Here is a 13,505-nt window from a genome sequence, read left to right as displayed (position 1 = left end):
GGTCTCGATCACACCAGTTCGACGACGGTCGCATTGGCGGTCCCACCGCCCTCGCACATCGTCTGGAGACCGAAGCGAATGCTCTGATCACGCATGTGATGGATCATCCGGGTCATCAACACCGCACCCGAACCGCCGAGCGGATGACCGAGCGCGATCGCCCCGCCGAGCGGATTCAGCTTCTCCGGATCGGCACCCGTCTCGGCCAGCCATGCCAGCGGCACGGACGCGAAGGCCTCGTTGACCTCGAAGACCCCGACATCTCCCAGTGCGATGTCTGCCTTCGCGAGGGCCTTCTCCGTCGCGGGAATGGGTCCGGTGAGCATGAGGACGGGATCGGCGCCGGCGACGACACCCGCCCGGTACCGGACCAGCGGAGTGAGCCCGAGCTCGCGGGCCTTCTCCGGCGTCGTGACGAGCAACGCTGCCGCACCGTCGGAGATCTGCGACGAATTACCGGCGTGGATGACGCCGTCCTCGGCGAAGGCGGGCTTCAGACCGGCCAGCTTCTCGACGGTCGATCCCCGCCGCACTCCTTCGTCCACCGACAGCACGCCCGCCTCGGTGGTCACCGGGACGATCTGCGCGTCGAACGCACCGCGGTCCAGCGCAGCGGCGGCCCGCTCGTGCGAGAGCACCGAGAACTCGTCGAGACGGGTCCGGGAGAAACCCCACTTCTGAGCGATCTTCTCGGCAGAGATGCCCTGGTTGAACGAGAACCCGTCGTACCGGGCCAGCGCCTTCGGTCCGTACGGCTGACCCGACGCCCGCGCCGAACCCAGCGGCACACGGCTCATCACCTCGACACCACCGGCGACGACGACGTCCTGCTGACCGGACATCACCGCCTGCGCAGCGAAGTCGAGCGCCTGCTGGCTCGACCCGCACGCGCGGTTGATCGTCGTACCCGGGATCGATTCGGGCCAGCCGGCGGCGAGGACCGAGTACCGGCCGATATTGCTCGACTGGTCTCCCACCTGAGAGACACAGCCCCACACGACGTCGTCGACGACCGCCGGATCGATACCCGCGCGCTCGGCGAGTGCCTGCAGGACGTGCGCCGACAGATCTGCCGGATGCTCGCCCGCCAGTCCCCCGTTGCGCTTGCCGACCGGCGTGCGGACGGCCTCGACGATGACTGCTTCACGCATGTACTTCTTCTCCACTCGTTGTCTGTGGTTCCGGAGTCTGTGGTTCCGGATTCAGTGCCCACCGGCCGGTGAAGCGGACCTCGCGCTTCTCGCCGAAGGCCCGGAACGCCTCGGGGGCGTCGACGGTCCCGAAATTGACCGCCTGGGCGCGCGCTTCACCGGCGAGGGAATCCCGCAGGCCGCGGTCGACGGCTTCGTTGAGCAATGCCTTGGTCTGCGCCAGGGCGACGGGCGGCCCGGCCGACAGCCGAGCGCAGAGATCGTCGACGAACGCGTCGATGCCCTCCTCGGATTCGATCCACGTCACCAACCCCAGCCGGTGCGCCTCGTCGGCGTCGATGGCCTCGGCCAGCAACGCGAGCCGTTTCGCCTGTTGCAGACCGACGAGCCTCGGCAGCAGCCATGTACCGCCGAGATCGGGTGACAGTCCCCGCTTGGCGAAGATCTGCGAGAAGGTCGAGCGCGGTGTCGCGACCACCAGATCGCATCCGAGCGCCAGATTCCAACCGGCCCCGTAGGCGACGCCGTCGACCTTCGCGACGGTGGGAACAGGCAGTTCGTGGAGCAGCAACGCGACGTCCGTCAGTTTGCGCAGCTTGCGCAAGGGATGTGCGACACCGGGATCGGCGATGTCGGCACCGGAACAGAACGCGCCGGCCGCGCCGGTGATGACGAGGACACGCACGTCCGGGTCGTCGGCGGTGTCGACGAGCACGTCGTGCAGCGCCTGCCAGAGCGGACCGTCGATCGCGTTCTTGCGACGCGGCCGGTTCAATGTGAGGGTCCGGACCCCATCGCGGTCGTCGACGAGGAGGGAATCGGTGCTCATTCTGCCGCCTCCGTACCCGGTGCGCGGTATGCGGGGCCGATCGCGCCGGCCTCGCGCAGCCGCGCGATGTCGGTGCCGGTGATGCCGAAGTCCTGCAGCACCGCGTCGGTGTGCTCACCGAGCCCCGGCACCGCGCCCATGGACAGTTCGAATCCCGCGACGACCGGTGGGGGAAGCAACGCCTCGATCGGCCCGTTGGGGGTCGCGACCTCCCGCCAGCGATCGCGGGCCTGCAGCTGCGGATGTGCGATCACGTCGCTGGGCAGGTTGTACCGGGAGTTGCCGATACCGGCCTCGTCGGCGATCTTCTGGATGTGCGCGAGGGGGTGCCGGGCGCACCACTGCGCGATCGCCTCGTCGAGCACGGCGCGATGTTCGCAGCGACCGGCATTGGAACGGAAACGCTCGTCGTCGGCCAGATCGTCGCGTTCGATGATCTCCCGCGCGAGTCGCTGCCACTCCCGGTCGTTGGTGGTGCCGAGCACGACCACCTGATCGTCGGCGGTGCGGTACGACCCGTACGGCGAGACGGCCGGCGACGACATGCCCAGCGGTTGCTGGTTCACCCCGGAATATCGTGTGTAGGTCAGCGGATATCCCATGATCTCGGTCATCGTGTCGAACAGGCTCACCGAGACCTTCGACAGGCTGCCGCCGCGACCACGATGCCGTTCCTTGCCGCACAGCAGGGCGAGGATCGACACGGCCGAGTACAGGCCGGTGGTGATGTCGGCGACGGGCGGCCCGGGTTTCGCCGGCATGCCGGGATGGCCGGTGACCGCGCACGCCCCCGACTCCGCCTGGACGAGAAGGTCGTAGGCGCGTTTGTGCGAGAGCGGACCGCCGGGGCCGTAGCCGTCGATCTCGACCGAGATCAGTTCGGGATAGCGTTCCTCGAGCTGATCGGGCGACAGTCCGAGTCGCGCGGTCGCGCCCGGCGCCAGATTCGACACCAGCACGTCGGAGCGGGCGAGGATCCGGTGCAGCACCGCGATCCCGTCGTCCGACTTCAGGTCGAGTGTCACCGATTCCTTGCCGCGGTTGGCCCACACGAAATGTGCAGCCATGCCACCGACGACGTCGTCGTAGTCGCGCGCGAAGTCACCACCGCGGGGGTTCTCGATCTTGATGACCCGCGCACCGAAATCGGCGAGCGTCCGCGTGCACATCGGTGCCGACACGGCCTGCTCGAGGGTGACGACGGTGACGCCCGCGAGCGGGCCGTCCGAGCCCACAGAACCTGTTGTCACCGTCTCGGTCATCACATCACCATGCCACCGTCGACCGGCAGCACCTGCCCGGTGACGAACGATGCCGCGTCGGTCGCCAGGAAGACGAACGCTCCGGCGACCTCCTCCGGGGATGCCCAGCGACGCAGCGGAATACGATTGAGCATGTTGGCGGCGAACTTCTCGTTGGTGCGGATCGTCTCCGTCATGGGAGTCGCGGCGAGCGGGGCCAGCGCGTTGACGAGGATGTTCTTGCGGGCCAGCTCGCGGGCGAGCGACTTGGTGATGCCGATGATCCCCGCCTTGGCCGCGGAGTAGTTCACCTGCCCGAGCGTGCCGGTGATCCCCGCCGAGGAGGTCACGTTGACGATGCGTCCCTTGCCGTCGGTGGCGAGGAAGGGCAGCGCCGCCTGCGAGCAGTTGAAGGCACCGAGCACGTGGATATCGTGGATGCGCTGGAACGAGTCGACGGTGGTGTCGGCGAACATCGCCGGGTCGGTGACACCGGCGTTGTTGACGAGGATGTGGAGCACCCCCTCGGTCAGACCGGCGGCACGCGCCATCGCGGCGTCGGCCGCCTCCCGGTCGCGGACGTCGAGCGCGGCGCTGTCGGCCTTACCACCGTTCACCGAGATCCGTTCGGCGACAGCGGCTGCGGCGTCGCCGTTCACGTCGGTGACGAGCACGGCCGCACCGGCGGCCGCGAGGGCTTCGGCGACGGCCGAGCCGATACCGCCGGCCGCGCCGGTCACCACGGCCGACCGCCCGGTGAGATCGAAGAGAGAATTGTTCACGGCCATCAGTAGCTCCTCGGCAGTCCCAGAGTGTGTGAGCTCAGGAAATTCAGGATCATCTCCTGGCTGATCGGTGCAATGCGCATGACGCGCGCTTCGCGGAAGTACCGCGAGACGTTGTACTCCTCCGAGTAGCCCATGCCGCCGTGCGTCTGCAGCGCACGGTCGGCAGCGGTGAATCCCGCGTCGGCACAGAGGTATTTGGCGGTGTTGGCTTCCCGTCCGCACGGCTTGCCGTTGTCGTAGAGCCAGGTCGCCTTGCGCAGGACGAGTTCGGCGGCATCGAGGTGGGCGAGCGAATCGGCGAGGGGGAACTGGATTCCCTGGTTCATGCCGATCGGGCGGCCGAAGACTTCGCGTTCGTTGCCGTACCTGACCGCCTTGTCGAGCGCCACGCGACCGATGCCGAGGGCCTCGGCGGCGATGAGCATGCGTTCGGGGTTGAGGCCGTCGAGCAGGTACTCGAAACCCTTCCCCTCCTCACCCACGCGGTCCTCCACCGGCACCCGCAGGTCGTCGATGAACAGCTCGTTCGACGTGACGGCGTTGCGCCCCATCTTGCGGATGGGCCGGATGTCGACGCGGCTGCGGTCGAGATCGGTGAGGAACAACGTCATGCCGTCGGTCTTCTTCTGCACCTCGTCGTACCGCTGGGTACGGGTCAGCAGCAGGATCTTCTCGGATTCCTGCGCCTTCGAGATCCACACCTTGCGGCCGTTGACGACGTAGTGGTCGCCGTCCCGCCGGGCGAAGGTGGTGATCCGCGAGGTGTCGAGGCCTGCTCCGGGCTCGGTGACACCGAAGCAGACGTGCAGGTCGCCGCTGACGATGCGCGGCAGGGTGCGGGCCTTGAGCTCGTCGGAACCGTGCTTGACGACCGGCTGCATGCCGAAGATGTTGAGGTGGATCGAGCTCGCGGCGTTCATGCCGCCGCCCGAACGCGCGACCTCCTCGAGCAACAGGGTGGCCTCGGTGATGCCGTATCCGTGCCCGCCGTACTCCTCGGGCATGGTGATACCGAGCCAGCCACCGTCGGCCATGGCCTTGTAGAACTCCGAGGGGAACTCGTGGGCGAGGTCCTTCTCCATCCAGTACTGGTCGTCGAACCTCTTCGTCAGTTCGGCCACCGACTTGCGGATGAGCTCCTGATCCTCGCTGAGTTCGAAACTCATTCCGCTCATCGCCGGCACCGCCGGCCCTGCGGGCGGGGCTGCACGTCGTCGAGGTTCATGGTGGTCCCTTTCGTGTCGGTCAGTCGGAGGCGGGAAGCGGCTTCGCGGCCTTGAGAGTCATGGGGATACCGCCGTAGCCGAGTTCCCCGGGCCCCGAGGAGGTGCACAGCACCTCGACCGTGTCGTCCGCGTCGACGTAGCGCTTGCCGAGAACGGTGACGGCGTCGCCGGCCGACGGTTCGGGTCGGCCCGGCGGCGCCGGAATCATCGGGGCGCCACCGCATGTGAGTTCCTGTGCGTTCTCCGCAGGGGCGCGGACGACGACGACCCTCGTGGAGCCTTCGGCGGCGGCGAGCTGCACTCCTGGACGAAGTGGTGCGGGTGTGGTCACGGCGTACCTCTCTTTCGATCGCTCGACGGGCGAGCGCGACCCCGGGTGGCTCGTGCGATGAAAACTATCCTCTCTTTTGAGGAGAATCAACCTTCGCGACGCTCCGCCCACAAGAGGAGAAGGCTCGTAGATCTCATGCCTCCACCGGCAGCGTGGAGCGACAGCCGCTCCGCGCGCGAGCTTCCCACCAGCAGAAACGGGACATTTCTCGCGGAACGTTGACTATCCGGCGCGGACGTGGAAATCTATCGATCAGAAATGAGAATGCAATTCTCTCGAACAGGGAGGAGGTTGATGTGGCACTGCTATCCCCGCTGCCGGCGGAACTCTGGGACGAGGACGTCGACGCAGCACTGAAAGGTCTTATGCCCCGGCACATGAGGAATCCGGAGCAGGCCGGCACCGCGATGGCGACGCTCGTCCACCATCCGGAGTTGACCAAGGCGTTTCTCGGCTTCAGCGTGCATCTTCTGTTCCGATCCACACTCCCGGCCAGGTTGCGCGAACTCGTGATCCTGCGGGTCGCCGCACTGCACGACTGCTCGTACGAGCGGGAGCACCACATCGAGATCGCGCGCACCGAGGCCGGCCTCACGCCGGACGAGATCGCCGCGGCCGTCGACGGGTCGGCCGAGGATCCGTTCGAGCAGCGCCTGCTCGACTCCGTTCGGGAGTTGACCGAGACCTCGCGTCTGTCCGAGGAGACCTGGACAGCGCTCTCGGAGCATCTCACCACCAAACAACTGATGGACCTCATCTTCACCGTGGGTGGCTACAGCCTGATGGCCATGGCCTACAACACCTTCGGTATCGAGTTCGAAGACGAAAGGTAGAACCTTGCCCCACTTCACCAAGCCGGCCGAGGGAAGCTGGACCGAGCACTATCCCGAACTCGGCACCGCACCCGTCGACTACACCGACTCCATCGATCCCGCCTTCTTCGAGGCGGAGCGCGAGGCGATCTTCAAGCGCACGTGGCTCTACATGGGTCGCGTCGAGCAGCTGCCGCGCGTCGGCAGCTACTTCACCAAGGAGATCCCGTCGGCCGGGCCCGGCACCTCGCTGGTCATCGTCAAGGGCAACGACGGCGTCATCCGCGCGTTCCACAACGTGTGCCGCCACCGCGGAAACAAGTTGGTGTGGAACGACTTCCCCAACGAGGAGACCGCCGGTAGCTGCAAGCAGTTCACCTGCAAGTACCACGCCTGGCGCTACAGCCTCGAGGGCGATCTGACCTTCGTGCAGCAGGAGGGCGAGTTCTTCGATCTCGACAAGAAGGACTTCGGACTCAAGGCGGTTCGCTGCGAGACGTGGGAAGGGTTCATCTACATCAACCTCGACGACGACGCAGCTCCGCTCGTCGACTACCTCGGCGACTTCGCCAAGGGCCTCGAAGGCTACCCCTTCGACAAGATGACCGAGGTCTACAGCTACCGCTCTGAGATCAACGCGAACTGGAAACTGTTCATCGACGCCTTCGCGGAGTTCTACCACGCACCGATCCTGCACATGAAGCAGGCGGTCAAGGACGAGGCCGAGAAGCTCGCCGGCTACGGCTACGAGGCGCTGCACTACGAGATCAAGTCGCCGCACTCGATGATCTCCTCGTGGGGCGGCATGGCCCCGCCCAAGGACCCGAACATGGTCAAGCCCATCGAGCGCGTCCTGCGTTCGGGTCTCTTCGGCCCGTGGGACGTTCCGGACATCGAGGGCCTGGCCGAGGATCAGCTGCCTCCGGCGGTCAACCCCACCAAGTTCCACAGCTGGGGCCAGGACAGCTTCGAGTTCTTCCCGAACATGACGCTGCTCATCTGGAAGCCGGGCTGGTACCTCACCTACACCTACTGGCCCACCGCCGTCGACAAGCACATCTTCGAGACGAGCCTGTACTTCGTCCCGCCGAAGAACGCTCGCGACCGCCTCGCACAGGAACTCGCCGCGGTGACCTTCAAGGAGTACGCGCTCCAGGACGCGAACACCCTCGAAGCGACCCAGACCATGATCGGCACCCGCGCAGTGACCGATTTCCCGCTCAACGACCAGGAAATCCTCCTGCGCCACCTCCACAAGACCGTCGCCGATTACGTCAAGGAGTACCAGAAGTGACGACTCTGCCCACCGAATTCGCCGACCTCGAACCGTATGCCGACTGGGCTCTGGCCACCGAGCCCGAGCGCTACGCCAAGCGGCTGGCGTCGAGCATGCCCGAGATGCAGCAGTTCTACGACGCCGCCTTCGGCCGGCTCGAGGACGCCATCACCTACCTCGACAAGTTCGATCTGGACGACCTCGACGACGATGCCCGCGCGCTCATGCACCTGATGCAGTCGCTCGTGATGGTCTCGTTCCCCGTCGAGGTCTGGAAGCAACCCCGCGTGCCGGACAGTGGCGCCGCCTGGGTCACCATCACCAAGGAACCGGTGGTGTGATGCCACCCGTCGGGACACTCCGGCGATGAGCACACCTCGCGCCCGTACCCGAACCCTCCGGGGTTCGAGTACGGGCGCGTTGTGGTTTCTTCGGTTCCACGCCGTCCGTATTTCAAGATCGAACACAGTTGGTCGATTGTCGTCACGTGATCGATCACAAGTCCGATATGCACGAAAGATCCCCTCGCGCCGGACTTTCCGACCCATGGTTGGATGTGCGGGCGAGACACGGCTTCGAGCGCGGGACGGCCGCGGGGCGAGGTCGAACTCTGCACCAGCCCACAGCCCGCCCCGGGAGGAACCATGACCGACATCGAGACGAAGAACTTCTTCACCGATCCGGATCTCGTCGAGGACCCGTACCCCTATTACGACGCCCTGCGCGAGGGATGCCCGGTCAGGCGCGAACCCCACCACAACGTCATGATGGTCACCGGCTACGAGGAGGCGATCCAGGTCCTGAGCGACGAGCAGACCTTCTCGTCGTGCATCTCGGTGACCGGCCCGTTCTCCGGCCTTCCGGCCTGCCCCGAGAGCGACGACATCACCGACTTCATCGAGGAGCACCGCCCCTCGCTGCCGATGAACGACCAGCTCCCCACCATGGATCCCCCGCAGCACACCGACCATCGCGGCCTGCTGATGCGGCTCATCACTCCCAAGCGCCTCAAGGAGAACGAGGCCTTCATCGAGCGCATCGCCGACCGGCTCCTCGACGACCTGCTCGCCCGGGGCGAGGGCGACTACATCACCGGCTTCGCTGCGCCGTTCGCGATGCTCGTCATCGCCGACCTGCTGGGCGTGCCGGAGAGCGACCACCAGGAGTTCATCGAGGGCCTGAACATCCAGGTGGAGAAGGGCTTCTCGCTCGGCAGCACCGAGGGTGAGGCACTGAAGCTCAACCCGCTCGAGTTCCTGTACAAGAAGTTCGGCCAGTACATCGAGGACCGCCGCGCGAACCCCACCGACGACGTGCTGACGGGCCTCGCCACCGCGACCTTCCCCGACGGCACCCTGCCGCCCGTCGACGACGTCCTGCGCATCGCCGCGAACGTGTTCTCCGCCGGCCAGGAGACCACCGTGCGTCTGCTGAGCTCGGCGCTGCGGATCATCGCCGAGCAGCCCGAACTCCAGAAGACCCTGCGCAGCGAGCCCGATCGCATCCCGAACTTCATCGAGGAGACGCTGCGTTTCGAGAGCCCGATCAAGGGCGACTTCCGACTCGCGAAGACCCCCACCACCATCGGCGGGGTCGACGTCTCGGCCGGCACCATCATGATGCTGGTCAACGGTGCCGCCAACCGCGACCCGCGTCAGTTCTCCGATCCGAACGACTTCGACATCGACCGCCGCAACGCCCGCACCCACATCGCGTTCGGTCGCGGTGTGCACTCGTGCCCCGGCGCCCCGCTCGCCCGCACGGAGGGGCGCGTGGGCATCCAGCGTCTGCTCGAGCGCACCAGCGAGATCCGGATCTCCGAGAAGGTGCACGGCCCCGAGAACGACCGGAAGTTCGGTTACCTGCCGACCTTCATCCTGCGCGGCCTGCTCGCGCTGCACCTCGAGTACGCGCCGGCGGAAGGTGAGTCGAAGTGAAGGTCTTCGTCGACGACGACGCCTGTCGCGGACACGGAGTCTGCCTCGCCGCCTGCCCGGAGGTCTTCGACCTGAGCGACGGCGGGTACGCGGTCACGCTCGTCTCCGAGGTCCCGGCCGAGCACGAGGAATCCGTGCGGGAGGCCGCAGCGGGTTGTCCCGAAAGGGCGATCCGGCTCGACTGAGTCACGATCGAAGCCGAACACGGGCGTCGGTCCGGACCGAAAGGTCCGGGCCGACGCCCTTTTTCGTTTCTCCCATCGAGGGTCGATTGACGCCGTCCGGGGTTGTGTGAAAACCTCATAATCAAGATATGAGAGTGACATTCTCATGATGTGTCGCTCTCCGATGAAAGGACGAGCGATGCTGACCCTGAAGGCAGCCGGACTGCTCGACGTCGACACGGGCGAGATCGTCCGCCCGGGAATCATCCGCGTCGACGGCGAACGCATCGCCGGAGTGGGCGAAACCTACAGTGATAATTCGGGCGACACGCCCGAGGGTGACGTCATCGACCTCGGCGACCTGATCCTCATGCCCGGCCTGATGGACATGGAGGTCAACCTCCTCATGGGTGGACGCGGCGAGAAGCCCGTCTACTCGACGGTCCAGGACGACCCGCCCCTGCGCATGCTGCGTGCCGTCGGAAACGCCCGCCGCACCCTGCGCGCGGGATTCACCACCGTCCGCAATCTCGGACTGTTCGTCAAGACCGGCGGATACCTCCTCGACGTGGCCCTCGGAACGGCCATCGACAAGGGCTGGGTGGACGGCCCGCGCGTCGTCCCCGCCGGTCACGCCATCACCCCCACCGGCGGACACCTCGATCCGACGATGTTCGCGGCGTTCGCGCCCGGCGTCCTCGACCTCACGATCGAGGAGGGCATCGCCAACGGCGTCGACGAGGTCCGCAAGGCGGTGCGCTACCAGATCAAGCACGGCGCCCAGCTCATCAAGGTGTGCGTCTCGGGCGGCGTCATGTCGATGACCGGATCCGCAGGTGCCCAGCACTATTCGGACGAAGAGCTGCGCGCGATCGTCGACGAGGCACATCGTCGCGGGATGAAGGTCGCCTCGCACACGCACGGCGCCGAAGCCGTGCGACACGCGATCGAAGCCGGAATCGACTGCATCGAACACGGATTCCTCATCGACGACGACACCATCGACCTCATGGTCGAGCGCGGAACATGGCTCGTGCCCACCACCCGTCTCGCCGACGCGATGGACACCTCCCACGCGCCGCCGGAGCTGCAGGCCAAGGCCGCCGAGATGTTCCCCAAGGCACGCACCTCGGTGCTCGCCGCATACAAGGCCGGGGTGAAGATCGCGGTCGGCACCGACGCGCCGGCCATCCCCCACGGCAAGAACGCCGACGAGATCGTTGCCCTTGTCGACCGCGGAATCCCTCCCCTCGCGGTGATCCAGGCCGCCACGATCAATGCGGCAGAACTCATCGGCGTCGACGACCGCGGTCGCCTCGCCGAAGGTCTGCTCGCCGACATCATCGCCGTCCCCGGCGATCCCACCGAAGACATCACCGTCACCCAGAACGTGCGGTTCGTGATGAAAGGCGGAAAGGTCTATGTCCACAACTGACCGTTCGATCACCGACGACCTCGTCGAGATCAACCAGCTGCTCGCCCGCTACGCGGTGAACATGACGAAGAACGACGTCGAAGGCGTCGTCTCGGTGTTCACCCCCGACGGCACCTACAGTGCCTTCGGCGACGCGTTCCCCCTCGACCGGTTCCCCGAGCTCGTCGCGGCCGCACCGAAGGGCCTGTTCATGACGGGCACGGCCCTCATCGACATCGACGGCGACACCGCGACCGGCACCCAGCCGCTGTGCTTCGTCGAACATTCCACGCACGACATGCGGATCGGCTACTACAACGACACCTACGTCCGCACGGCCGACGGCTGGCGACTGCGCACCCGCGCGATGACCTTCATCCGCCGCAGCGGAACCCACGACTCCGGCATCCCCCACGCCTTCGAACCGGCATGAACGTCACCGAATTCAGGACCGCCGTCCGAACCTGGCTCGACGAGAACGATCTGACCCCCGGACCGGATCACTCGTTCGACGCGCAGGTCGAACAGCTCGCCCGCGTGCGGCGGGAACTCTACGACGCGGGTTGGATGCGCTACGGCTGGCCCGAGGAGGTCGGCGGACTCGGCGGCGAGGCCGTCCTCCGTGCCGTGCTCGGCGAGGAGGTCGCGACCCGCGACCTCGCCGAGCCGGGCATCTACTCGATGATCGAGGTGCTCGCGCCCACCATGATCTCCTACGCACGGCCCGAACTCGCCGCGGAGATGGTGCCGAAACTGCTCCGCGGCGAGGAACAGTGGTGCCAGGGCTTCTCGGAGCCCGGCTCGGGCAGCGACCTCGCGTCGCTGTCCACCCGGGCCGAGCAACGCGGCGACGAGTGGGTGATCAACGGACAGAAGGTGTGGACGTCGCTCGCCCAGTTCGCCTCCCGCTGCGTGCTGCTCACCCGTACCGCGCCGGGGCACAAGGGCATCACCGCCTTCTTCGTCGACATGGACACCCCGGGCGTCACCGTCCGGCCGCTGCGCACGATGCACGGCGTCGACGAGTTCGCCGAGGTGTACTTCGACGACGTCGTCGTGCCGGTCGACCGCATGCTGGGCAATCCCGGCGACGGCTGGAAGCTCGCGATGGATCTGCTGCCGCACGAACGGTCGACATGCTTCTGGCACCGCATCGCCTACCTGTTCACTCGGTTGGATCGCCTTGTGGACGAGACCGATTCGACGGCGGACGACGAACTCGGCGCGGCCTACCTCGCGCTGCACACCGTGCGGTGCCGGTCGCTCGCCACCCAGCAGCGACTCGCGTCGGGCGCCTCGCTCGGCCCCGAGACCTCCGTCGACAAGATCCTCCTCGCGACCGCCGAACAGCAGTTGTTCGACACCGCACGGGATCTGCTTCCCGGCGTGCTCGAACTGTCCGACACCGAATGGCGGACCGAATTCCTGTATTCCCGTGCGGCGACGATCTACGGCGGCACCGCCGAGATCCAACGCAACATCGTCGCGCGCCGACTTCTCGATCTGGGGGCGGAGTGACGACCTACAGCACTGCACCGGCGCCGGATTCGGACCTCGGCCTGCTCGAGGACGCACTGCGCAAGACCATGGAGAGCACGACCGGTGCCGCACTCGACGCGGCGCTGGTCGATCTGGGCTGGCACGACATGCTCACCGAGATGCCCGACGACACGATCCCCATGGTGTTCCGGCTGCTCGGCGAGACCGGCGCGCACGCCCCGGTGATCAACGACGTCGTGCTCGTCGACGCGGGTCGTGAGGCCGGTGGGGTCGTACCCCTCCCCTACGCCGGCGGACAGTGGATCGAGTGGGCACGCGAGGACCGGGACACCACCGCGCTCGACGCGGAACTTCCGATCGCGACGGTCGGATCCGGTGATCCGGTGCCGGTCGCAGCGGCACGTCGTGCGCTCGGCTGGTGGCTGGTCGGAACGAGCCGGGCGATGCTCGACCTGTCCCGCACCCACGCTCTCGACCGCACGCAGTTCGGCAAGCCGATCGCCGGCTTCCAGGCGGTGCGGCACCGGCTCGCGGAGACGTACGTCGCGGTCGAGGGCGCGGAGGCCACCCTGCGCGCCGCCACCGACGAACTCGGTTCCCTGCTGGCGAAGGCTGCCGCCGGTCGTGCGGCGATCAACGCGGCACGGCACTGCCAGCAGGTCCTCGGCGGCATCGGCTTCACCGCCGAGCACGATCTGCACCGGCACATCAAGCGGGCACTGGTGCTCGACGGCCTGCTCGGCAGCTCACGCGAGCTGACCCGCGAGGCCGGTGCCCTCATCCGCGCGGAGGGTTCGGCGCCGCGCCTGGTGCACCTCTGACTCGGTCGTCCGGTT

15 protein-coding genes are annotated in these 13,505 nt (G+C 66.9%); 9 read left to right on the top strand and 6 right to left on the bottom strand.

Annotated features, from left to right (window positions below):
- Positions 1 to 8: 8 nt before the first annotated feature.
- From ACPCXD_RS01950 to ACPCXD_RS01925, 6 genes are all read right to left on the bottom strand, one after another.
- Positions 9 to 1,151 carry a thiolase family protein gene (locus tag ACPCXD_RS01950; RefSeq protein WP_423658118.1) on the bottom strand — a complete coding sequence of 381 codons (1,143 nt, stop codon included), beginning with the start codon at positions 1,149 to 1,151 and terminating at the stop codon, positions 9 to 11.
- Positions 1,144 to 1,980, bottom strand: a complete 837-nt coding sequence (locus ACPCXD_RS01945) for an enoyl-CoA hydratase/isomerase family protein (protein WP_145690846.1) — start codon at positions 1,978 to 1,980, stop codon at positions 1,144 to 1,146. Before ACPCXD_RS01945 ends, ACPCXD_RS01950 begins: the two co-directional genes overlap by 8 nt.
- A complete protein-coding gene (locus tag ACPCXD_RS01940; RefSeq protein ID WP_423658116.1) occupies positions 1,977 to 3,242 on the bottom strand; it encodes a CaiB/BaiF CoA transferase family protein in 1,266 nt (421 codons plus the stop codon). The genes ACPCXD_RS01945 and ACPCXD_RS01940 overlap by 4 nt, the downstream gene beginning before the upstream one ends.
- Positions 3,242 to 4,009: an SDR family NAD(P)-dependent oxidoreductase gene (locus ACPCXD_RS01935; protein WP_423658114.1), complete on the bottom strand. Its 768-nt coding sequence runs from the start codon at positions 4,007 to 4,009 to the stop codon at positions 3,242 to 3,244. Before ACPCXD_RS01935 ends, ACPCXD_RS01940 begins: the two co-directional genes overlap by 1 nt.
- Complete coding sequence (locus ACPCXD_RS01930; RefSeq protein ID WP_085470198.1) at positions 4,009 to 5,175, bottom strand: acyl-CoA dehydrogenase family protein; 1,167 nt, start codon at positions 5,173 to 5,175, stop codon at positions 4,009 to 4,011. Before ACPCXD_RS01930 ends, ACPCXD_RS01935 begins: the two co-directional genes overlap by 1 nt.
- A gap of 79 nt (positions 5,176 to 5,254) precedes the next feature.
- Positions 5,255 to 5,566, bottom strand: a complete 312-nt coding sequence (locus ACPCXD_RS01925) for a hypothetical protein (protein ID WP_059384038.1) — start codon at positions 5,564 to 5,566, stop codon at positions 5,255 to 5,257.
- Between the two features lie 296 nt (positions 5,567 to 5,862).
- On the opposite strand from ACPCXD_RS01925, the gene ACPCXD_RS01920 reads away from it, so the two are divergent.
- The 9 genes from ACPCXD_RS01920 to ACPCXD_RS01880 all read left to right on the top strand — a co-directional run bounded on the left by ACPCXD_RS01920 (position 5,863) and on the right by ACPCXD_RS01880 (position 13,490).
- Positions 5,863 to 6,399: a carboxymuconolactone decarboxylase family protein gene (locus ACPCXD_RS01920; RefSeq protein ID WP_016695495.1), complete on the top strand. Its 537-nt coding sequence runs from the start codon at positions 5,863 to 5,865 to the stop codon at positions 6,397 to 6,399.
- A 4-nt stretch (positions 6,400 to 6,403) separates the two neighbouring features.
- Entirely contained in the window at positions 6,404 to 7,672 is a 1,269-nt protein-coding gene (locus tag ACPCXD_RS01915; protein WP_120280520.1) for an aromatic ring-hydroxylating oxygenase subunit alpha, read from the top strand.
- Entirely contained in the window at positions 7,669 to 7,995 is a 327-nt protein-coding gene (locus ACPCXD_RS01910; RefSeq protein ID WP_059384037.1) for a hypothetical protein, read from the top strand. The genes ACPCXD_RS01915 and ACPCXD_RS01910 overlap by 4 nt, the downstream gene beginning before the upstream one ends.
- Before the next feature lie 303 nt (positions 7,996 to 8,298).
- Complete coding sequence (locus tag ACPCXD_RS01905) at positions 8,299 to 9,591, top strand: cytochrome P450 (RefSeq protein WP_085470199.1); 1,293 nt, start codon at positions 8,299 to 8,301, stop codon at positions 9,589 to 9,591.
- Positions 9,588 to 9,776, top strand: a complete 189-nt coding sequence (locus ACPCXD_RS01900; protein ID WP_059384035.1) for a ferredoxin — start codon at positions 9,588 to 9,590, stop codon at positions 9,774 to 9,776. Before ACPCXD_RS01905 ends, ACPCXD_RS01900 begins: the two co-directional genes overlap by 4 nt.
- A 178-nt stretch (positions 9,777 to 9,954) precedes the next feature.
- A complete protein-coding gene (locus ACPCXD_RS01895) occupies positions 9,955 to 11,190 on the top strand; it encodes a metal-dependent hydrolase family protein (protein ID WP_423658110.1) in 1,236 nt (411 codons plus the stop codon).
- Positions 11,177 to 11,602, top strand: a complete 426-nt coding sequence (locus ACPCXD_RS01890; RefSeq protein ID WP_060650211.1) for a nuclear transport factor 2 family protein — start codon at positions 11,177 to 11,179, stop codon at positions 11,600 to 11,602. The genes ACPCXD_RS01895 and ACPCXD_RS01890 overlap by 14 nt, the downstream gene beginning before the upstream one ends.
- Positions 11,599 to 12,687: an acyl-CoA dehydrogenase family protein gene (locus ACPCXD_RS01885; RefSeq protein WP_423658108.1), complete on the top strand. Its 1,089-nt coding sequence runs from the start codon at positions 11,599 to 11,601 to the stop codon at positions 12,685 to 12,687. Before ACPCXD_RS01890 ends, ACPCXD_RS01885 begins: the two co-directional genes overlap by 4 nt.
- Positions 12,684 to 13,490 carry an acyl-CoA dehydrogenase family protein gene (locus tag ACPCXD_RS01880; protein WP_423658106.1) on the top strand — a complete coding sequence of 269 codons (807 nt, stop codon included), beginning with the start codon at positions 12,684 to 12,686 and terminating at the stop codon, positions 13,488 to 13,490. Before ACPCXD_RS01885 ends, ACPCXD_RS01880 begins: the two co-directional genes overlap by 4 nt.
- The last annotated feature ends 15 nt before the right edge of the window (positions 13,491 to 13,505 follow it).

The organism is Rhodococcus sp. AB351, from assembly GCF_049538275.1.
In the GTDB taxonomy this organism is placed as follows: domain Bacteria; phylum Actinomycetota; class Actinomycetes; order Mycobacteriales; family Mycobacteriaceae; genus Rhodococcus.
This window is presented reverse-complemented; position numbering and strand designations above follow the sequence as displayed.